18 protein-coding genes and 1 riboswitch are annotated in these 20,729 nt (G+C 46.2%); of the genes, 12 read left to right on the top strand and 6 right to left on the bottom strand.

Going from position 1 to position 20,729, the window contains the following annotated elements; translation table 11 throughout:
• The first annotated feature begins 1 nt into the window (after position 1).
• The 4 genes from A5883_RS12685 to A5883_RS12670 all read left to right on the top strand — a co-directional run bounded on the left by A5883_RS12685 (position 2) and on the right by A5883_RS12670 (position 3,857).
• The gene (locus tag A5883_RS12685) at positions 2-1,660 is read left to right on the top strand and encodes an FAD-dependent oxidoreductase (protein WP_086339152.1); all 1,659 of its coding nucleotides are present in this window, start codon (positions 2-4) and stop codon (positions 1,658-1,660) included.
• Complete coding sequence (locus A5883_RS12680; RefSeq protein ID WP_010748942.1) at positions 1,653-1,952, top strand: rhodanese-like domain-containing protein; 300 nt, start codon at positions 1,653-1,655, stop codon at positions 1,950-1,952. The genes A5883_RS12685 and A5883_RS12680 overlap by 8 nt, the downstream gene beginning before the upstream one ends.
• Positions 1,949-2,209: a metal-sensitive transcriptional regulator gene (locus A5883_RS12675; protein ID WP_005230585.1), complete on the top strand. Its 261-nt coding sequence runs from the start codon at positions 1,949-1,951 to the stop codon at positions 2,207-2,209. The genes A5883_RS12680 and A5883_RS12675 overlap by 4 nt, the downstream gene beginning before the upstream one ends.
• Before the next feature lie 331 nt (positions 2,210-2,540).
• On the top strand, positions 2,541-3,857 hold the full coding sequence (locus tag A5883_RS12670) for an MATE family efflux transporter (protein ID WP_086338775.1): 1,317 nt from the start codon (positions 2,541-2,543) through the stop codon (positions 3,855-3,857).
• A 65-nt stretch (positions 3,858-3,922) separates the two neighbouring features.
• Here the strand turns inward: A5883_RS12670 and A5883_RS12665 are convergent, their stop codons facing one another.
• Both A5883_RS12665 and A5883_RS12660 read right to left on the bottom strand, forming a co-directional pair.
• Entirely contained in the window at positions 3,923-4,129 is a 207-nt protein-coding gene (locus A5883_RS12665) for a hypothetical protein (protein WP_086338774.1), read from the bottom strand.
• Positions 4,130-4,496: 367 nt separating this feature from the next.
• Complete coding sequence (locus A5883_RS12660; protein ID WP_086338773.1) at positions 4,497-5,237, bottom strand: SDR family oxidoreductase; 741 nt, start codon at positions 5,235-5,237, stop codon at positions 4,497-4,499.
• Positions 5,238-5,403: 166 nt separating this feature from the next.
• On the opposite strand from A5883_RS12660, the gene A5883_RS12655 reads away from it, so the two are divergent.
• Positions 5,404-5,841 (top strand): MerR family transcriptional regulator, encoded by a 438-nt coding sequence (locus A5883_RS12655; protein ID WP_005230594.1) that lies wholly within the window; start codon positions 5,404-5,406, stop codon positions 5,839-5,841.
• Positions 5,842-5,983: 142 nt separating this feature from the next.
• Here the strand turns inward: A5883_RS12655 and A5883_RS12650 are convergent, their stop codons facing one another.
• The 4 genes from A5883_RS12650 to A5883_RS12635 all read right to left on the bottom strand — a co-directional run bounded on the left by A5883_RS12650 (position 5,984) and on the right by A5883_RS12635 (position 11,178).
• Positions 5,984-6,733, bottom strand: a complete 750-nt coding sequence (locus A5883_RS12650) for a SagB/ThcOx family dehydrogenase (RefSeq protein WP_086338772.1) — start codon at positions 6,731-6,733, stop codon at positions 5,984-5,986.
• 352 nt (positions 6,734-7,085) lie between these two features.
• Entirely contained in the window at positions 7,086-8,969 is a 1,884-nt protein-coding gene (locus A5883_RS12645) for a glycosyltransferase family 2 protein (protein ID WP_086339151.1), read from the bottom strand.
• Between the two features lie 171 nt (positions 8,970-9,140).
• Complete coding sequence (locus tag A5883_RS12640) at positions 9,141-10,241, bottom strand: iron-containing alcohol dehydrogenase family protein (RefSeq protein ID WP_017144437.1); 1,101 nt, start codon at positions 10,239-10,241, stop codon at positions 9,141-9,143.
• Positions 10,177-11,178 (bottom strand): bile acid:sodium symporter family protein, encoded by a 1,002-nt coding sequence (locus A5883_RS12635; RefSeq protein ID WP_010748949.1) that lies wholly within the window; start codon positions 11,176-11,178, stop codon positions 10,177-10,179. The genes A5883_RS12640 and A5883_RS12635 overlap by 65 nt, the downstream gene beginning before the upstream one ends.
• A 599-nt stretch (positions 11,179-11,777) precedes the next feature.
• Here A5883_RS12635 and A5883_RS12630 point away from each other — a divergent pair.
• From A5883_RS12630 to A5883_RS12600, 7 genes are all read left to right on the top strand, one after another.
• The gene (locus tag A5883_RS12630; RefSeq protein WP_086338771.1) at positions 11,778-12,413 is read left to right on the top strand and encodes an NAD(P)H-binding protein; all 636 of its coding nucleotides are present in this window, start codon (positions 11,778-11,780) and stop codon (positions 12,411-12,413) included.
• Positions 12,414-12,753: 340 nt separating this feature from the next.
• A complete protein-coding gene (locus A5883_RS12625; protein WP_086338770.1) occupies positions 12,754-15,402 on the top strand; it encodes an HAD-IC family P-type ATPase in 2,649 nt (882 codons plus the stop codon).
• Positions 15,403-15,596: 194 nt separating this feature from the next.
• A riboswitch (FMN riboswitch) is annotated at positions 15,597-15,735 on the top strand.
• Between the two features lie 112 nt (positions 15,736-15,847).
• Positions 15,848-16,924 (top strand): bifunctional diaminohydroxyphosphoribosylaminopyrimidine deaminase/5-amino-6-(5-phosphoribosylamino)uracil reductase RibD, encoded by a 1,077-nt coding sequence (ribD, locus tag A5883_RS12620; protein WP_086338769.1) that lies wholly within the window; start codon positions 15,848-15,850, stop codon positions 16,922-16,924.
• Positions 16,909-17,496 carry a riboflavin synthase gene (locus tag A5883_RS12615; RefSeq protein ID WP_005230617.1) on the top strand — a complete coding sequence of 196 codons (588 nt, stop codon included), beginning with the start codon at positions 16,909-16,911 and terminating at the stop codon, positions 17,494-17,496. The genes ribD and A5883_RS12615 overlap by 16 nt, the downstream gene beginning before the upstream one ends.
• Positions 17,474-18,685, top strand: coding sequence for a 3,4-dihydroxy-2-butanone-4-phosphate synthase (gene ribB, locus A5883_RS12610; RefSeq protein WP_086338768.1), 1,212 nt, complete (start codon positions 17,474-17,476; stop codon positions 18,683-18,685). The genes A5883_RS12615 and ribB overlap by 23 nt, the downstream gene beginning before the upstream one ends.
• A 21-nt stretch (positions 18,686-18,706) precedes the next feature.
• Positions 18,707-19,180, top strand: coding sequence for a 6,7-dimethyl-8-ribityllumazine synthase (ribH, locus tag A5883_RS12605; RefSeq protein WP_086338767.1), 474 nt, complete (start codon positions 18,707-18,709; stop codon positions 19,178-19,180).
• Between the two features lie 473 nt (positions 19,181-19,653).
• Positions 19,654-20,727 carry a FecCD family ABC transporter permease gene (locus tag A5883_RS12600; protein WP_005233272.1) on the top strand — a complete coding sequence of 358 codons (1,074 nt, stop codon included), beginning with the start codon at positions 19,654-19,656 and terminating at the stop codon, positions 20,725-20,727.
• Positions 20,728-20,729: the final 2 nt, after the last annotated feature.

The following is a 20,729-nucleotide window of genomic DNA, read 5'->3' as shown; positions in this document are numbered from 1 at the left end:
GATGGAAAAAATAGTTATTGTCGGTGGGGTAGCAGGGGGAATGTCGGCAGCCACGCGCTTACGTCGGCTTAAAGAAGCAGCGGAGATCATTGTTTTTGAAAAAGGTCCTTTTGTCTCTTTTGCGAATTGCGGGTTGCCGTATGCCATTTCTGGTGAGATCAAAGAGCGAGATGCCCTATTGGTCCAAACACCTGAAGCATTAAAGAAACGGTTCAACTTAGATGTGCGACCTTTTCATGAAGTGCTGTCGATCGAGCCAGAGGAGAAAACGGTGACGGTCAAACATGGCGAACATGTCTTCACGGAATCTTATGATGCGTTGATTTTATCGCCGGGGGCAAAACCGCTAGTACCAGCGATCAAAGGGCTAGAAGAAGCAACCAACGCCTTTTCTTTGCGCAATGTTCCTGACTTAGACCAAATCATGGCGCATCTTGAAGACAAAAAGCCTCAAAAAGCCACGATCATTGGCGCTGGGTTTATTGGGTTAGAAGTCGCTGAAAATTTACATAAAAAAGGCCTCGAAGTAACGATCGTAGAAAAAGCACCCCACGTATTGCCACCTTTGGACGAAGAAATGGCTGCGTATGTCAAAAATGAATTGATCAAGCAAGGGGTCAAAGTTTTGACCTCGCAGTCAGCGACCGCTTTTGAAAAAGCAGGGCAAGAAATCGTTCTGGAAGATGGCACGGTCCTGACTTCAGATCTCATGATTCTTTCGGTTGGTGTCCAACCAGAAACGGATTTGGCGAAACGTGCTGGTATTGAATTGGGACGCCGGGGGGGTATCTTAGTAGATGAGCAATACCAAACCAGCAAGAAAGATATTTACGCGGTGGGTGATGCCATCGTTGTGAAACAACAAATCACCAACGAAGACACGCTGATCTCCCTGGCTTCACCAGCCAATCGCCAAGGTCGGCAAGTAGCTGATGTGTTGGGAGGACTGGCTCGCAAAAACAAAGGCAGTATCGGGACTGCGATCGTGCGCGTATTCGATCTTGCAGCAGCTTCCACAGGGTTGAGTGAGCGCAGCGCCAAACTGGCAGGGCTAAATCCCCAGGTGGTTCATCTTTCAGGCAAAGACCATGCAGGGTATTATCCGGATGCGACGGATATTTATTTGAAACTGATTTTTGATGCGGATACTGGAAAAATCTACGGTGCGCAAGGCATCGGTGCCAAAGGAGTCGATAAACGGATCGATATATTGGCAACAGCGATCAAAGGCGGCTTAACGATCTTTGACTTGCCTGAACTGGAATTCACCTATGCACCGCCTTTTGGCTCAGCCAAAGATCCAGTGAATATGCTTGGCTATGCAGCGATCAATCTGGCGGAAGGAATCAGTGAGAATATTCAGTGGCACGAATTGACGGATGCCTTAGAAAACGGTAAGCAGTTGTTGGATGTTCGTTCAGAGATGGAATTAGCCAATAATGGACGTTTTCAACAAGCGCTCCACATTCCGTTAGATGAATTGAGGGATCGGTTGTCTGAATTGGATCCAAGCGTTTCGTATGTCGTTACGTGTCATAGCGGATTGAGAAGCTACATTGCCGAACGCATCTTAAAACAAGCGGGCATCAATTGTCAAAACCTCGATGGTGCCTTTTCGTTGTATAATACTATTAAGCCGGAGATGATTATTCATGATTAAAGCAATATCTATGGAGGAATTTGCCCAAAAAGAAAAACGTGAACCACTTGAGATCCTTGATGTCAGAGAAGTCGATGAGTTTGCACAAGGACACATCAAAACAGCACAAAACCTACCGTTGAGCGAGCTGACAGAACAAATCAGCGACTTAGAGAAGGATAAAAACTACTATGTCATCTGTCATTCAGGGGCTCGTTCGCAAATGGCATCTGAGTTTTTGAGCCAGCAAGGGTTTCAAGTGACCAATGTCCTCGGCGGCATGTCAGCATGGAGAGGAGAAATCAAACGATGACCGCATGCAACAAAGATATCTTGAATCGGTTAAAACGAACCGAAGGCCAGTTGAGGGGGATTCAAAAAATGATCGAAGACGAGAAAGAATGCGTCGATGTCATCACGCAATTGTCCGCCGTCAGTTCCAGTGTTAACCGTATTATGGGGATCATTGTCGCTGAAAATTTGAAAAATTGTTTGGAAAATCCAGACAGCGACACGGAAACCCAAAAGCAGAAAATCGATCAAGCCGTTCAGCTGATCGTGAAGAAATAACGGGATTTTTGAAAGGTTTGTCGCGTTTTTTATCATCCTATGGAAAAGGTTCAGAAGAGCAGCATGTTCTTCTGAACCTTTTTACTCTTCATCAGTGATTGCTTGTCGACACCAATAGAGGAAATAAGCGGAGATTGTCGGTATGTTTTGTTTTTTAATTACGAAGGAATATACACCGAGAAGGCTGTATGGTTAAATGGAGGGAGAAACGTCAAAACGCCCGATGGGTCGTTGAGTATATGTAGCGACCAACGATCGCTTTTCTTGTGACTAAAATCACAATAAGCGAGTGGGTGTTGCGCAGTTATGACGAATGAGAGAGGAGAGCTTTTTGAACAAAAAAATACAGTCTTTTACATTGCCTTTGATTGCTTCCAATTTGTTTCAAATCATTATTGCGCAAGTTTCATTAGCGATTATTTCAAGAAGATCCACGGAAGCATTGGCGGCGATCGCACTGATCGACGGGTTTCTCTATGCTTTTGCGGGTATCTTAGGTGCGATTGGTCTAGCTTTTAATATTTATGGCGCAAAGGCAGTCGGACAAAGAGAAGAGACGCAGTTAAATGATTATCTGTCGTCGGTTCTTTTTCTAGTAGTCGCGATCGGCGTGAGCTTTTTCCTGATTTTCCTGCTTTTTGGACACGGCATTTTGCAGGTTGTCTACGGATTTAGTGGGGAGCTGCTAAGGACCGCAACATTGTATCTTGCAATCATGTCTCCCTATATTTTACTTACGTTAGTCACGTTTGTTTTTACTAGTCTTTTAAAAATTGAAAAGAAAACGAATTACATCCTCGGCGTTTCCATTATTAGTGCGTTGGTACAGGTGTTGCTTAGCTATCTATTGATAAATGGCAATCTCGGTTTTCCCGCAATGGGGGTCTTAGGCAGTGGCATCGCAAATATGCTTGCGACTTTGTGCTTGCTGGGGATTTATGGGGTTCTTTTACGAGAAAGTCTAGCCAGGGGGCTGAAACAAAGACCACGAAAACGCACCTTTTTATTGAAAAAAGCGGTCCCCTTAATGATTCAGGAATGCTTTGAAGGCTTAGTCTTTATTATTGCTTTTGAAGCTTTCGTCTCACGATTGGGTGTCAGTACGCTGGCAGCCTATGCGATCGGCAGCCAAGGATTGATGATCGCACGGTTGCCTGCTTTGATGTATGGCAACGCAGTGACCGTCTTTGCTAGTGAGGCGAATGGACAGAAAAACCGTCAGAAGATTTTAGCAGTGGGGAAAAGTGCCTTCGTTTCTTCTTTTGTGGCTTATGTCGGAATCGCCAGTCTGATCTGGGTCTTTCGTCCTGCTTTTTTTCAGTTGTTTACTACAGATGTCGCTGTTTTAGACTTGTTGCCAGCTATTCTACCAATCATGCTGGGGATAATGCTCGTCAGTCCGTTATATGAAATCACAAAATACCTATTACAAAGCTTGGAGTGCAGTCGCACGGTTTGTGTGTTGACAGGATGCGTCAACAGTCTGGTTTTAGTGGGAATCATGGTCTTTTGGAGTAGTGGGCAGCTGAACTTTTTCTTCCTCTACTGTCTATACGGCATGAATTTCCTGATTCTCGGTGGTTTCTTTGCAGGGCTGTTTTATTGGACGATCAAGCGGCGTGATCCTCAGGGCAAAGGACGCCTTTGAGGGTTAAAAAAGCGAAGGTGCTGCTGAGCCTTCGCTTTTTCGTCGCCTACAATTGGACAGGGGGATTAATTGTGGCTGACTTCTTCGTAAAAAATGGCGTTGCGTTCTGCAATCAGTTGGGTTTCCCTTCGCTCTAATTCAAGAAAGGTTTCGTCTGCCAGCAATTCGGCAGCAGAGTAGCCGGCAGCCAAGAAATTTTCAGCATAGCTCAATTTTTGATTCGTAATGTTTCTTCGTTGCTCGGCAATAATGAGTAGTTGTTTTACATTCATATACACACTCCATTCTTTTATAAAAAGCAAGTACTAAAAAGAGGACAGCTAAGGCAGTACTTGCAAGTCAACGGTGAAGGTAGGGCTGCGCGCTTGCTTGGCTATTCATCGTTCATGAGGAGAACGTCCGGTTTGTTTCTGATCAAACGGGTTTATACGGAAGCTTTGTACTAAGTATAAAAAAATTTCCCCCGAAGCAACAGAACCTAGTCGTTTACATAAAGCAACCATTGGTTTACATTCTTTGGACAAGCGGGTGTTACAAGAAAATCAAGTAATTTTTCCAAGAAAACGGTGGGCTTTGACGACAAAAAAACCTGCGACCAGCTTGAATCGGTCGCAGGTTTCTTAGATTAGTAGAAATAGCTTAAACGGTTTGTTTTGCTGGGCGCAGCAAGACTTCGCTGATCGCCACATGTTTGGGCTGTTGAATGGCATAAACCACTGCATTTGCTACGTCTTCTGGCGTTAGGCTGTTGCCTTCTACGCGAGAGGTTTCTTTCAAGGCTGCTTCTAGTTGAGCATTGCCGACGGTTTCAAACAATTCCGTGGAGACCATTCCCGGAGAGACGATGGTTGAGCGAATGCCATGTTCACGTTCTTCTTGGCGCAAGCCTTCCATAATTGCACGAACTGCAAACTTTGTCCCGTTGTACACGGCAGAACCCGGGTAAATGACATGTCCGGCAACTGAGTCAGTGGCGATGATCAAACCGTCTTGCTGTTTTTGCATGATGGGCAGCACAGCGCCGATCCCGTTCAATACCCCCATGATATTGATATTCAGCATTTTTTGCCAGCTGTCATAGTTCAACTCTGCCAAGTTTCCTTGAGGCATGATGCCAGCATTATTAAAAAGGACATCAATCCGACCAAAGGAGGTCATGGCTAAATCAATGACTTGCTGGACTTGTTCGCGATTGGTGACATCGGCTGTTTGATACAAGACATTTTCTCCTAATTTTTCAGCCAGTGCTTTGATGCGCTCTTCACGGCGGGCAGCGATCACTACTTTTGCCCCTTGTTCGGCTAGTTTAACGGCGGTTGCTTCCCCAATTCCTGAAGATGCTCCCATAATTACGATAACTTTTTCTTTGATTTCTGTCATTTGTATTTCCTCCAGTGAATGATTTTTTTCATCGAATCCTGCTACTGCCAATGGCGAACCTATGAGACGATAGGTGATTGACAGTTCAGTGCTTGCGGTGTATTTTAATTGTAGAACTTGAAGTTAGGTTTAGGTCAAGCGATAAACAAAATTTTTTTTAGGAGCGATGCAAGTGAGTTACTCGATTGGCGAAGTATCACAAACGACCAATATCCCCATCTCGACTCTGCGTTATTACGATCGAGAAGGGATGTTTCCGAAGCTGGCCCGCAGTAATGGCGGCATTCGGGTGTTTTCAGAAAAAGAAGTAGCGACGATCAAAGTGATCGATTGTTTGAAGAATACTGGCATGCCCATCAAAGACATCAAGAATTTCTTGGATTGGGGCGAGGAAGGCGATGCGTCTTTGCAGAAACGGCAGCAGCTGTTTCATGAACGTCTGGAAGAAGTCACAAAGCAAATGGCAGCCTTGCAAGAAACCATGAACACGATCAAATACAAATGCTGGTACTACGATACCGCGATGGCAGCAGGCACCGAAGCGGTGGTAAAAGAGTTGCCGCTAGAAGAAATACCCGAAGAAGTCCGAGCATACAAACTGTAAGCCCATCGAAAAACCACCTGCTGTTTTTGCAGGTGGTTTTTCGATTCTACTGGTTTTTCTGGGAAAATCAACCTTGCCAGTTGCGGTTTTCTAACGGCAGTTCGGTAGTCCCATGAAAATTGGGTTTTGTTCGTCGGCAGTGTTACTCAATAACGCCTACAGGAATCAAATAGCGGGGTTCATTTTCCGGTGGCAGCTGCAGCAGCTCTGTAAGTTCATGATCCGTGAAGGCGCCGATCGGCACAGCACCTAAGCCTAACGCTTGGGCTTGTAAAAGGACATTTTGGGCGGAATGACCGACTTCGATATAGGCATAACGTTCGATTCCTCGGTCCCCATAGCGCTCGATCAGTCGTTCATAAACCACTGTATAAAGCAATGTGGCAGGTGCCCGTTGGATTGCTGGCTGGTCCAACGAACCTTCCGCCAGTGCGGTCCGAAAATCGCCGGTAAGAACTTTTGCTAAGGTATGCTGCTCAGGTTGATACAGATACAGCCCTGGCTCAAGCCCCGTTACCTGTGTGACTACGACATAGAGGTCTAAGGGATACAAGGCACCAGCCGAAGGCGCTGTCCGGCGACCATCTTCTGTAGTGACACCGGCAGCGGCCCATAAAAGCTGTGCCAGCTGTTCTTGTGTTAGCTCAGTGTCTAGAAAATCCCGTTGCGAGCGCCGCTCGAAGAGAGCTTCCGCCACACTGGTTTCCCCGTCTAAGATTGGTTGCGGCAATGGAAAGGTTTCATAGGAAACCGCTGGTTCAGAAGAAGTGGCGGTGTTGGTAGTCGGTTGTTCTTCAATTGGTGCCGTATCCGCACTGCAGCCAGTGAGGAGTAAGCCCAACACCAAAAGAGCGCCTAAATGAACAAAGCGAAATCGTTTGTAACGGGTCATGTGTTTTCCTCCTTTTTCTAAGGACTTCGTGTTATTTATAAGTATAACAAGGATTGCTTTTCCATGCGCTTTTATTCACAAACAGGTGAGCAGTGACAAGCGTATCAGCTCAATCAGGTCATAGGAAAAGCAGACTTTTTAATATTTTCTAAAGGCTTAAAAAGTATTTGCCATCGAGACATCATCAAGATTCTGTTATGGCTCTTTCAATCAATGATCATTGAAAAAAAATAAAGCAGACGTCTAAGTGTTATCTAAAGGAAGAGAATCATCAGAAGATGGAGAACTGCCCTTTAAGGAGCTTTCTGGAATCAATAAAGCCCCTTTGTCTCTTGCGACAAAGGGGGCGGGGCTAACTATTCATTTCTGCGACTTCTTCCTCCATATCAAATTCCAACTGTTTGGCAGCGTTGAGCTGGTCGCTATAGTAGCTGGCAAGCTCTTCAGCAGATTGCGGTGTTAGATTGTTGAAGGCAAAAGTCACATAGGTGCCATGATCCTCCAGACAGATCGAATTGATGGTGAAGCGGTGTTTGTCATCATAAAAGGTATAACTTTCGCCTGGTACGAATAGTTGCTCGGGATGAGTACGGATACGGAAGCCGTTGAAACTCATTTGATACATTTCGAACGTCTTCGCATCATAAGAAAGCTGACGATTGATGGCGATACTCAAGGCTTCACTATCACTTTCGATAAAACGGTTTTTCCCGATCAAAATGGCATAAAACAAGCCATAGAGGTTATAGAGCGACCAAACCAAGGTCACGATATAGCCGAATTCATAGCCTTCTCCTCGGTACAAACGATACCCAGCCACCAGACAGGCAAAGGAAATCCAAGTAAAGAGGATGATGTGGGGCAAGACGGTCCGCCAATCAAAGGCGTTGCTGCCGACGATCTCTTTTTTGGTCACGTTGAATTTTTTCTGTGATTTCATAAATTCTTTGATCAATGCCCCAGTGTGGATAGGAGCGACAAAGCAATCATAGATGTGGGAGCTTGTCAGGTTCCTGATATTAGGGACATACAGCCGAAACGACAGGGAAATCATAATGAAAGGCGGTAAAAAGAACAGCAACAATTGGTGATTGTTGCTTCTGACGATAAAGATATCAAAAACCATAAATAAGGTTGGTGCCAATAAAAAGATGATTTTTTGGAAAGAGGTAAACCAATACAAATAGGAGTTGTAATAACAAAGTTTTTGCATGAACGACAATCCTTTTAAGCGGCGCGGTTTGAAGTGGTCAAAAATTTGTTTCGTTCCTTGCGCCCACCGAGTCCGTTGTGAGGTCAGCTCTTTGGCAGTGTAAGGAGTGATCCCCAAGGCATAGGCTTTATTGATAAAAATCGTTTCATAGCCGGCGTCTTGTAAAAGCATCCCAGTCGCCATATCTTCGGTGATACTGCTGGTAGGAACGCCGCCGATCTCTTCAAGGGCACTGCGACGAATGATGGCATTGGTACCGATATGGATCAAAGCATTCTCACGAGAAAGTGCGGGTTCTAGAAAGCGCATGAATAATTCCTGTTCGTTGTACATGGATTTGCGCAGTAATTGAAAAGGATCTTTGTTATAAAATGTTTGTGGATATTGCACCAATGCAACTTTAGGATTGCGGAAATAGTCGACAGCTTCAAAAATAATGTTCTTTTTGACGATAAAGTCAGCATCCAGAAGCAAAATCAAGTCACTGCTGGTTTGGGACAAGGCATAGTTGATATTCCCAGCTTTAGCATTGGCATTTCCTTCGCGGGTCAAATAGCCGAGGTTCATTCGCTCGGCCATTTCTTTTAGTTCCTCTCGATGGCCATCATCGCAGATATAGATTTTTTTGTTGGGGTATTTCAAGGCTTTGACAGCCAGTGCGGTGGCGATCACCAGCTTGATGTCTTCATTGTAAGTACAAATAAAAGCGGCGACACTTGGCAAGAATTCTTCTGCTTCATCTCCCTCGTAGCGGTATTCTTTTGAGAGCTTGTTGGAAAAAAGGTAAACAAAAAAGCCATAGACAAACAAACCAATGACTTCTGCAATATAGAGAATGATCCCAAATACTAGTGAAGCAGAACTATCCATAGGGATCGTGAAAAACAAACGCCAAACCAAGTAAATAAGCAGAAAAGCAATCGTGATCTTCGAAAACAGCTGTTTGATTCGATTATTTTTCTTTGCCAGAAAATACAACAAGAAAATGACCAAAAACAACCCAGATAAATAAACCAATTCCAAACCAATCTCCTCCTTTGTTATACTAAAATAGTAATAAGTTTTTAAAAATAAATCAAAGTAAACGATTGCATGTTTTTTAACATGTAAGAAAGAAGAAGGAGGACAAGTACGAAGAAGCGAAAAAAAGGCCATACAAAAACCCTCCAGCAACGAATTGCTGGAGGGTTTCATTTAATTGGCAGCTGCCAATGCTGCTTGGTTTTGTTTGGCATGATAGGCTTCCACGTCTAGGATTGCCTGTTTAAACATTTCTCGCGTGATCTCATAAGGCACGTGGACGATGTCATTGGTGGTCATTGCTTTGTCTAAGATTGCCTCAAGATCGCTGGTGTCGTTAAGGCCCATATCCGCTAGGCAAACCGGCAGTTTGTTTTCCTTCATAAAGGCGTAGATGCGCTGGAAGAGGGCATCTTGCTGATCGAGTTGCAACAAGGCCAAAACGCCGTAACTAACGGATGCGCCGTGTAAATAGTCTTCCATTTTTTCCAAAACGGTCGTTCCGTAGTAAAAGGAATGGGCAAGGGCGGAGTTGTAATCATTGATGACTAAGACGGAAACTAAGCCGGTGGTTACGATGATATCCAAGACGACTTGCTCAATGGCATAAGACGGCTGATTGGCGGCACTGTCTTTCAAGGCTTGTGTGCCGTATTGCAATAAGCGTTCCGTGCACATTTTGCCGATTTGGATGCCTAACCCATCGGTGTAATCTAACTGATCGCCCCGCGCTGAAAATGTCGATTCGATCTCTTTGGAGAGGGCATCGCCGATTCCTGCCCATAAGTACTTGTCGGGGGCTTGGGCGATGATCTCACTGTCGATAAAGGCATGGGTCGGCGGTTGCGAAGGGAAAAACAACCCTTGCATCTCGCCGTTTTCTTTATAGATGACACAAACCGCGGTGACTGGTGAGCAGTTGGAGCCAATCGTTGGGAAGGTGAAGACTGGTTTGCCAGCTTTTTCCCCAACCACTTTGACGGTATCGCAAACGCGGCCGCCACCAACGGCGAATAGAACATCGGCGGCTTGGACACTTGGAGTAGCGAACAGCTGATCGACGTTTTCATAGGTCGAGTTGCCGCCGTACCACAAGGTATCCGTCACTTGGACTGCTGACGTTAAAGCGGCTTTAATCTTGTCTTCAGCTTTTTCAAGGGCGGTTTTTCCGCCGATGATCACGGCATTGGTGCCGTATGGTTTTACGATGTCATTTACTTTTTCGTAGGCGTCCGCCCCGATTGTGTAGTTTGGCAAAAAGATACTTTGACTCATACTTTTCTCCTTCTTTCTTGGCCACGAGATTGGCTAAAATTGGTCCGGTAATTTGATGGATCACCATGCCGACTGCGGCAGGGGTAACGGCTGCAGCAATGGCGGCAAAGTGGGCATTGGCTAACGAGATCGCTAGGCCAGTATTTTTCATTCCTAATTGAAACATGATGGATTTGGCTTGGGTAGCACTGACGCCCATCACACGGCTCAGACCATAGCCTGCGCCGTAGCCGATCAAGTTATGGAGCAAGACTAAGAAAATCACGATCAAGCCAGATTGGACGATGACGGCACCGTTGCGAGCGACAGTTCCTGCAACGATCAATAAGATACTGACGGAAGAAATCAACACAAATGATTGCAGAAATCGCTCGATGTGCTTGGCAATGAGTTTGTGGACGATCACCCCTAAAATGATCGGCAAAAGCACCATCTGCAAGACAGACAAGAGCATTTCCCAGAAGGAGATCTCGGTGTACTGACCAGCCAAGACATAAACCAAAAAGGGTGTAACGACGGTCGCTAACAAGGTCGATACCGTGGTCATGGAAACGGTGAGGGCGACATCGCCTTTGCCGATGAAGGTCATGACATTGCTAGCGGTTCCGCCAGAAACGCAGCCTAGTAAGACAAAACCGATGATCAAACCGGAAGAAAGACCAAACAGCTGCGCTAAGCCGTAAGCCACCAAAGGACTGATGGTGAACTGGAAAAGCACCCCTAAGATGAATGCTTTGGGCTGTAAGACGACCATTTTAAACGCAGCAACGTTTAGAGTCATCCCCATACAAAACATGATGATGCTTAAAAGAATCGTTGTACGAGGCGGAATCCATAAGAAGGGTTGCGGGAAAAAATAAGAGACGATCATCAATAAAATCATGATGTAGATCAAATACTTGTTTACAAAAGCAGCGATCGTGTTGACGGTTTTCATAATAAAAAATCATCCTTCCTTTTTCTGCTTGACCAATCAAGTGTCCAAACAGAAGGGGTCTTTAGAATAAGTGCAGTGCATAACCGCGGGGAATCGGCAGCAGTTGGTCAACGAGCGTTTTGGATCTATCTGACATCAAGGTGTCAGCTTGCAAAAGGCCGCTTTCTTGAAAATGGGTATAAAAAAACACTCCATCTCAAGAAGCTGTTCTTCTTTTTGGATGCAATGTGAATAGGGACTCTTTGAATGTATAAAATCAAACAGTCCCGACTATAATAATAAAATAATTCGTTTGCTAACATTGGTGCGGGTCATATACGCCACCGTCCTTTACTTTATTTTGAATTTTCTAAATATTTAAATTATTTCTACCTAGTCTACAAAAGAGTCAACGCTTTGTCAATCGTTTGAGAAAATTTTTTTCATTTTTTTGGGTGTTTTTTTAAAAACATGGGTTTCTATGGGGAAAAACAGCAAGAATTGGTTTGTGCTGTGCTTTTTTCCCCTTCGTTTAGAAACAGAATAGTTGTTGGATCTTGGTTTTTGTCCTACGATGATACTAGCAAGAGTTGGAAAAAGAAACGAGAGGAGCAAAGAAAATGAAAATTTTTGTCGTTGGTGCTACTGGACGAGTAGGCCAAAAATTGATCACCTTTCTAGAAAAACAAGGACACATCGTTTATGCTGGTGCGCGCAGCAGTGAGAAAATCACAGAAACGGAGACGATCAAGCCCGTGTTCTTTGATTTACACACGGAACCGGAAGAGATGGCGGCGAAATTCGCAGATGCGGAAGCGGTATACTTCGTGGCGGGTTCCCGAGGCAAAGACTTGCTGCAATCTGATCTGTATGGTGCGGTCAAAGTGATGCAAGCCGCTGAAGCAAAAGGAATCAAGCGCTACATCCACCTTAGCTCAGCCTATGCCTTAGAACCTGAACAGTGGCAAAGGGAAGGCATGGCGTCATTGATGGATTACACGATCGCCAAATTTTTCTCTGATCGCTGGCTGATCGACAACACCGCACTAGACTATACGATTTTGCAGCCGGGTGCGTTGAAAGAAACACCAGGATCTAGTTTGATCGAGATCAGTGAAACGACCTCTGGTGCGATCCCCATCGAGGATGTCGCCGTCTTGTTAGGTGAAATGCTGGAACGTCCAGCAACTTATCAAAAAGTCATCAAAGTCCAAGCTGGGGAAACCCCCATCAGCGAGTCACTGGATCAGCTTTAAGGCGAGCCTTTGGGCTTGAAGAGAATGTACTGAAGGAGCTGCACGGCGACGAATCGTTGGCGTGCGGCTTTTTTTGTGAAGAAGCCAGCCACTTTTCATTTTTGAAAGCGGTGACTCTTGACTTTGGAAAAATAGTTTGTTACGCTTATTGCTAACTTTAGAGGGGGTGGTAAACGAATGTCAAGCGACTCGAGTGACGGTGAGCAGAAACACTATTTTGACTTGCCTTACTTTTTAATTGAATAGGAGACAAACAACAGCGCGTTATTTAGGAGCAGTTTCTAAATAAGGGGCTTATTTGTGTTATCCATCAATGAAAAAGAAAAGGAAGAAGAAAAAAATGAATAAAAAAGAGTTTCAGTTATCAGTGTCAGAAACAATCGAACAGTATCAGGTGCCGTCAATCGATCAAGGATTAGATGAGGCGCAAGTAACCGAGCGGTTAGAAACCTACGGATTGAACCAATTAGCGGTTAAAAAAACCGCCAAGTGGCGTTTGCTGCTGCGACAATTCCATAACACGATCATCTACATTTTGATTTTCTCCGCCATCTTAACGCTGCTGATGGGGCATTTCTCTGATGCCGTGATCATTGGCATCGTCGTACTGGTCAATGCGTTGATCGGTTATTACCAAGAAGCCAATGCTTCCGATGCGTTAGAACGAATCAAAGAGATGCTATCAGCAGAAGCCACGGTCTATCGGAATGGGATTCGGCAAGATATTCCAGCTGCCGAAGTCGTTCCAGGGGATGTCGTATTCCTAGAAGCTGGTGACAATGTGCCCGCAGATCTGCGGATCATCGAAGCCGACAACTTGCGTATCCAAGAATCCGCCTTGACTGGTGAAGCCGATTCGGTGGAAAAAATAACAGATGCCTTAATGGATGAAGCAACTCCATTAGCGGAACAACGGAATTTGGCGTTTGCTTCGACTTCCGTGACGTCAGGAAGCGGGAAAGGGATCGTGATCGCTACTGGCGTCAAGACTGAAATTGGGAAAATCTCAGCTGAAGTCAATCAAACGGAAGAACGAAAAACGCCATTGATGAAAGAGATCGATGGACTGGGGAAAGGCATCACCTACGTGATCATGGGCGTGGCGGTCTTGCTATTTGTCGTCAGCTTGTTCCAGCAAACCTATGCGATCTCTGTCTTATCCTTAGCCGTTGTCACCATGATCGTCGGCTCGATCCCAGAAGGATTGCCAGCAACGACCTCGGTGGTTTTGGCGATGGGTGTCAGCGACATGGCAAAAAACAAGCACACCATCATCAAAACGCTGCCAGCGGTTGAAACGCTAGGCTCAGTGGATGTGATCGCGACGGATAAAACAGGTACCCTGACCAAAAATGAAATGACGGTCAAAGACATCGTATTGGCTGAGCAGGAATATGAAGTGACGGGTGACGGCTATGCGCCGGTGGGAGAAATTCGTCCAAAGCAGGAGGAGGTCCACGCGCAAGACACCTTGCAGTTGTTTTTGGAAGCTGGTTACGAAGCCAACGATACGGTACTGGTCCCAGAAGGAAATCACTGGACGATCAATGGGGAACCAACAGACGGCTCCTTTTTGACGCTGTATCATAAGCAGTTTGCCTATCCGCAAGCACCTGCTTACCAAGAGCTGGATATGCTGCCCTTTGATTCGGACAACCGCTACATGGCGAAACTAGTGGCAAACCCTGCGGGGGAACGCTTGCTATTTGTTAAAGGCTCCCCAGATAAATTGTTTGAAATGGTGCAAAAACAAGCGGCGCCTTTTGATGAAGCCTATTGGACAGGCCATGTCCGCCGCTTGTCGGCAGAAGGCAAACGAGTGGTAGCGGTGGGCTATCAGAAAGTTTCGATCGATCACATTGATGAAACGATTTTTGAGCAAGGGCTGCAATTACTAGGGATCGCTGGGATCATCGATCCGCCGCGAGAAGAAGTGATTGCCTCCCTGAAGGAAATGAACCAAGCCGGTGTTCAAGTGAAAATGATCACTGGCGATCACCCTCTGACCGCCAAAGCGATTGGGGAAAAGCTTGGCTTAGCGGATGAAATTCACGTCGTGACTGGTGCCGAGTTGGATCAGATGAGCGAAGCTGAATTTCAAGATGCTGCCTTGACGAATCAAGTCTTTGCACGAACCACGCCGAAAAATAAATTGGACATTATCAAAGCGCTGCAAGCTAAAGGCAAAGTCACGGCGATGACAGGGGACGGTGTCAACGATGCCCCTGCGTTGAAGCGGGCGGATATCGGTGTAGCGATGGGGATCAGCGGCACGGATGTAGCCAAAGATTCTGCTGATATGATCTTGACCGATGACAATTTCGGTACCATGTCCTTAGCGATTCGCGAAGGACGCAGGATCTATGACAACATCAAAAAGAGCATTCTGTTTCTGTTGCCGACATCTTTTGCCGAAGGGCTGATCATTGCCTTTACGATCATGATGCAAAAAGAATTGCCGCTGCAGGCGACACAACTGCTGTGGATCAACATGGTTTCTGCTATTACGATCCAGTTTGCGTTTATCTTTGAACCAGCAGAGTCTGGGATCATGAGCCGCAAACCGCGAAAGACAGGCAATAAATTGTTGAATCGCCACGATATTTGGCAGATGGCGTATGTGTCGATCTTGATGGCAGTCATCAGTTTGATCGCTCATGACTGGCTCTTGCTGCAAGGCGTCAGCGAAGCCGTTGCTAGTACCATGATGGTCAATATCGTGGTCTTAAGTAAGATTTTCTATTTATTCAACATCCGTACCAGTGCACCAGCGTTTTCTAAAGCTTCCTTCACCAATCCAAAAGCGTTCGTGATCATTGGTGTGATGCTAGTTCTGCAACTGTTATTGACCTATGTTCCATTTATGCAAAGCGCCTTTCATACGGAGGACATGTCCTTGATCGGCTGGGTCATCTCAGCAGCTTCTGGGATGGTCGTCTTACTCGTGACGGAGTTTGATAAATGGCTTCGTTCGAGAAAAAATATTTAACCTAGGTTTTCTTGTGTTTTTTTACAGGCAAAATCGCCTTGCTGCAGCTTAGTAAAATGGCGGAACGACAAGGGGTTTCTGCTGTCGCTGCTTTTGGGTTGCCAAAAGAAAAAGCCAAGAGGAATTCCTATCGGCTTGTAATCAGGCCTATTGACAAACAAAAATGGTCGGGCTAAAATGCACATGAATTGAATAGTATTCTTCGGGGCAGGGTGTAATTCCCGACCGACGGTGACAAGCGCAATGCTTGAAGTCCGTGACCCGCATAGCTATGCGGTGGAGCCAGTGTGAATCTGGCACCGACAGTGAAAGTCTGGATGGGAGAAGAGAAACCACAAAATTTCAAGGGGCGCAGTGCGTCTAAAATTGATTTTTTGCCGGTCTTGTTTGTCTATGCCTCGTGAGATTCTCACGAGGCATTTTTTTATTGAAAGGAGGAAGGAAGATGCATAACGAATACATGCGTTTGGCGATCGCAGAAGCCAAAAAAGGGCGTTACCAAACCTTTACCAATCCGCTAGTGGGCGCTGTGATCGTCAAAGAGCAACGGGTCATTGCCAAAGGGGCTCACTTAGTCTATGGGCAGCCCCATGCGGAACGAAACGCCATCGAACAATGCCATTCCTCCGAAGACCTAATCAATTCGACTTTATACGTGACGTTAGAACCTTGCAACCATCAAGGAAAACAGCCGCCTTGCACCCAGCTGATCATCGACAGCGGCATCAAAAAGGTAGTCATCGGCCAGTTAGACCCTAACCCGATCGTGGCAGGACAAGGCAAGCGCTTTTTAGAAGAACAGGGCATCGACGTGTTGGTGGGCATCGAAGAAACAGCGGTGCGCCGTTTGAATCCACACTATAATTTTTACCATCAGCATCAGCGACCTTACGTGGCGTTGAAGCAAGCGATCACTTTAGATGGCCGGATCGCTCATGATGCGTTAACCCGCAGTGCGATCACTGGTTCAGCGGTTTGGCAAAACGTCCATCAAGAACGTGGAGACTATCAAGGAATCTTAGTGGGCAGTCAGACGGTGTTGACGGATGATCCCACGTTATTGACCACGGTTGAAACCAGCTTTCCGCCGATTCGCATCGTGTTAGACCGTCGGGGGCGAACGCTGTCGCAACCCCATTTGGCAATGTTTGCCGATGATTCGGCACCTGTGTGGATTTTTACGCAGCAGACAACTGTCAGTGATTTGCCAGCTCATGTGTCAGTGATCCAGCTGGAAGAGTTGACAATTGTTGCATTGCTGAAGGAGCTTGCCGCACGACAGGTCCAATCGCTATACGTAGAAGGAGGCGCTGCGATCCATGATGCCTTTTTAGCCAGCGGACTGTGGCAAGAAAGCATTACCTATGTGGCGCCAAAGTTTCTTGGGGGCAATAGTCTCGCAAGTTTTACCAGTGAGCGTACCCCGAAACAGCTGCAGCAGCTAACAGAGGTGACGGTGACTGCAGTTGGGGAAGATGTTTGCATCCGAGGAAGGAGACCAGAGGAATGTTCACAGGATTGATTCAGGAAAAAGGCCGCATCAAAGAGATCCGCAAGCAAAGCCGCACGATCCAGCTAACTTGCAGTGCGTCCGAAGGATTACTGGCGGATTACCAAATCGGAGACAGTATGGCGATCAACGGGACGTGTTTGACGGCGATCGCCAAACAAGCGACGACGTTTACGGTGGATATCATGCCAGAAACCTTTCAACGAACGACCTTTAAACAACTCTCGGTGGGTGCCGAAGTCAATTTGGAGCGAGCGATGGCAGCAACGCAGCGTTTTGAAGGCCACTTTGTCGCAGGCCACATTGATGTAACGACCCGTTTGATCCAGAAAAAGCAGTTGGAAAATGCCTTGATCTTGACGTTTGCTTACCCTGTCAGTGTGCAAGGGGAAATCATTCCGCAAGGGTCGATTGCGATCAATGGCGTCAGTTTGACGGTTACCCAAACGACGGCACAGGCATTTTCCGTTAGCTTGATCCCCCATTCCAAAGACCAGACGACGCTGGGGCAGTTGAAACAAGGGGAGTGGGTCAATATCGAGACGGATATGATCGGGAAATATGTCAAATACCAACGAAAATGAAAGAAGGCAGACGATGCATAAAGTAGAACAAGCAGTGGAATGGTTAAAAAAAGGCGGCTTAGTGATTGTCGCCGATGATGAAAATCGGGAATCAGAAGGAGATTTGATTGGGATCGCTGAATACGCAACGCCAGAATCTGTCAATTTTATGGCGACTTATGGCCGCGGCTTGATCTGTGCACCCATCTCACAAGCGATCGCTGAAAAGCTGGCATTGCCTGAGATGACCGCCAATAATACGGATGCCTTTGGCACCGCGTTTACCATCAGTGTCGATCACGTGACGACGAGTACGGGAATTTCTGCGAAAGACCGGGCAGTGACGATTGAAAAATTGGCTGATCCAGCGTCACAAGCTGCGGATTTTTATCGCCCTGGCCATATCTTCCCATTGACCGCTCAACCTGGCGGCGTGTTGGAACGCAGAGGACATACAGAAGCGGCTGTGGATTTAGCAAAGCTTGCTGGCAGCGTGGAAGCAGCCTACATTTGTGAGATTTTAAATGAAGATGGCACGATGGCTCGGGTCCCAGAATTGAAAAAATTAGCAGAAAAATGGCAGCTGCCGTTTTTGACCATTGATGAGTTGGCGGAATATCTACGAGGAACCACGCCTATCACGGTGGATCTGCCAACGGCTTATGGGGCGTTCCAATTGACCTTATTTGAAGATGAGTTCGGCAATGAACACCTTTTACTAGCCAAAGGCGAGATTCAACATACTACCGAGCCGCTGTTACTACGGATCCATTCAGAGTGTTTAACAGGCGACGTCTTCGGCTCTCATCGCTGTGATTGCGGCGAACAGCTGCAAGAAGCGATGCGGCAGATCGAAGCAAAAGGCCGCGGTGCGATTTTGTATCTACGCCAAGAAGGCCGCGGTATTGGCTTGCGGAACAAGCTCCGTGCCTATCAGCTGCAGGAACAAGGCATGGATACTTATGAAGCAAATATTGCATTAGGGTTTGCAGCAGATGCCCGTCATTACACGTTTGCCGCCGATGTTTTACGTTCCTTAGAAGTGCAGGAGATTCAATTGATGACCAACAACCCTGACAAAGTGAAGGAATTAGAAAGCTTAGGGATTAAGGTAGCAGAACGAGTACCGCTGGAGATGCCTGCGCATAAAGAAAATAGCAGCTATTTGAAAACGAAGAAAGAAAAGTTTCACCATTACCTATCTATTTAATCAACCAAAGGAGAATGAGCGATGACAGTATTTGAAGGAACGTTTCAGGGAGAGGCAGTCAAAGTAGGGATCGTAGTCTCACGATTCAACGAGTTTATCACTTCCAAGTTAGTGGAAGGCGCCAAAGACAATTTGTTGCGTCATGGAGTCAAGTCAGAAAACATCGACGTGTATTGGGTACCAGGTGCTTATGAGATTCCGTATATTACCAAAAAAATCGTTGACCACAAGCAATACGATGGGATCGTGACATTAGGTGCCTTGATTCGCGGAGCAACGACCCACTATGAATTGATCTCAAATGAAGTGGCGAAAGGCGTAGCCCAAATTGGTCTGAATGCCGACATTCCGATCATGTTTGGTGTGTTGACGACTGAAACGATTGAACAAGCCATTGAACGGGCGGGAACCAAAGCTGGCAACAAAGGCAGCGAAGCCGCTCAAGGTCTTTTGGAGATGATTTCGTTGAATCAGCAAATCCTTGGCAACGCATAGGTTTCACGTTCGAACAAAGGGAAGCTAGCAAGAAAAAGCCTGCCTGAGCATAGGCATCAGACTGGAGACAGACTTCGTACAAAATGAAGTCTGTCTTTTTTTCATCATAAAAAAAACACTTGATTATTATGCCAAAGGATTCGCTTCTTCACGGGTACCGTATTTTCGATAGGTCAATGGAGAGGAAAACGCCCAATCAATCACGAACATTAGAATAACTCTTATTTAAGGAAATTTTCAGAAAATTATTTACATTTCACAAAAGGTTCCTTATAATGACTCTATTAATTGAGAGTGATTCTCATTTGCAAATAGATGTCAAAGCAGCACATGGCTTTGGCGCTTTTCATGAGAAGAACTGTTATAAGCGAAAAAACGCACAGATGCTTCTTTTATGATGGTGGCGAGGCAACAGTCAAGGTTGTTTTTGCTGTGAAATTAGGAGGGGGTCGTGCTGAATAAAGGAGAATCACATGTCGGTAGGGTTGATTAAATCAAATCGTTGGATGGTTTCGACAATCATTTGCTGTGTTTTAGTTGTCGCCATTCTCTTATCTGCAGGAGTTGCTTTGGCAAACGGTCAAGCCAATATCACCCTTGGCGAAGTTTACCAAATTCTCTTCTATAAAATCAGCCATGGATTGGTTGGTGATCTTTCAGGCATTTCAGACGCAAACATCAATATCGTCTGGTTTGTTCGGGCACCGCGGGTCTTGCTCTCTATTTTTGTGGGCATGGGGTTAGCGATCAGCGGGGCAGTGATGCAGGCAGTGGTCCAAAATCCGCTGGCAGATCCCTATATCCTTGGGATCTCTTCTGGCGCATCCTTAGGGGCGACCTTCGCCATCTTAGTCGGTTTTGGCGGCTCGGCGCTAGTCTTGCAGCTGGGCTTATCGTTTGGTGCCTTTGCAGGAGCGGGGATTGCCACCATTTTGGTGCTGCTGCTTGCTAGTATCGGTGGGAAAATGACTTCCACAAAACTCGTGCTGTCGGGGACGATCGTCAGTGCCTTATGCAGCTCTGTTTCAAACTTGATCATCTATCTGGCTAGCAATGCAGAAGGGATGAAGACTGTGGCGTTTTGGTCGATGGGCAGCTTAGCCTCGGCTTCTTGGAACAAATTAGGCTTTATCGTGGTTCTGGTTTCTTTGATCACGCTGTTCTTCCTGACGCAATACCGTGTTTTGAATACGCTTTTGCTGGGAGATGAAGTTGCTTCCACCTTAGGGGTCAAGCTGACTTTCTATCGTCGTTTTTACATGCTGCTAGCAGCGCTATTAACCAGTATCATCGTTGCGAATTCTGGTATGATCGGCTTTGTCGGCTTGATTATTCCTCATATCGTACGTGGAGTCAGCGGGTCGGATCATCGCCTGTTGATGCCTTTGACCGCTTTGACAGGCGCGTTGTTTTTGATTTGGGCGGATGTGATCGCCCGCTCGACTCTGCAAGGAGTCGAACTGCCGATCGGGATCATTACAGCGCTGATCGGTGCACCGATCTTTATCTATATCATTGTCAAACGGCAATACAACTTTGGGGGGTGACG

Source organism: Enterococcus sp. 5B3_DIV0040 (assembly GCF_002140755.1).
Classification (GTDB): domain Bacteria; phylum Bacillota; class Bacilli; order Lactobacillales; family Enterococcaceae; genus Enterococcus_D; species Enterococcus_D casseliflavus.
This window is presented reverse-complemented; position numbering and strand designations above follow the sequence as displayed.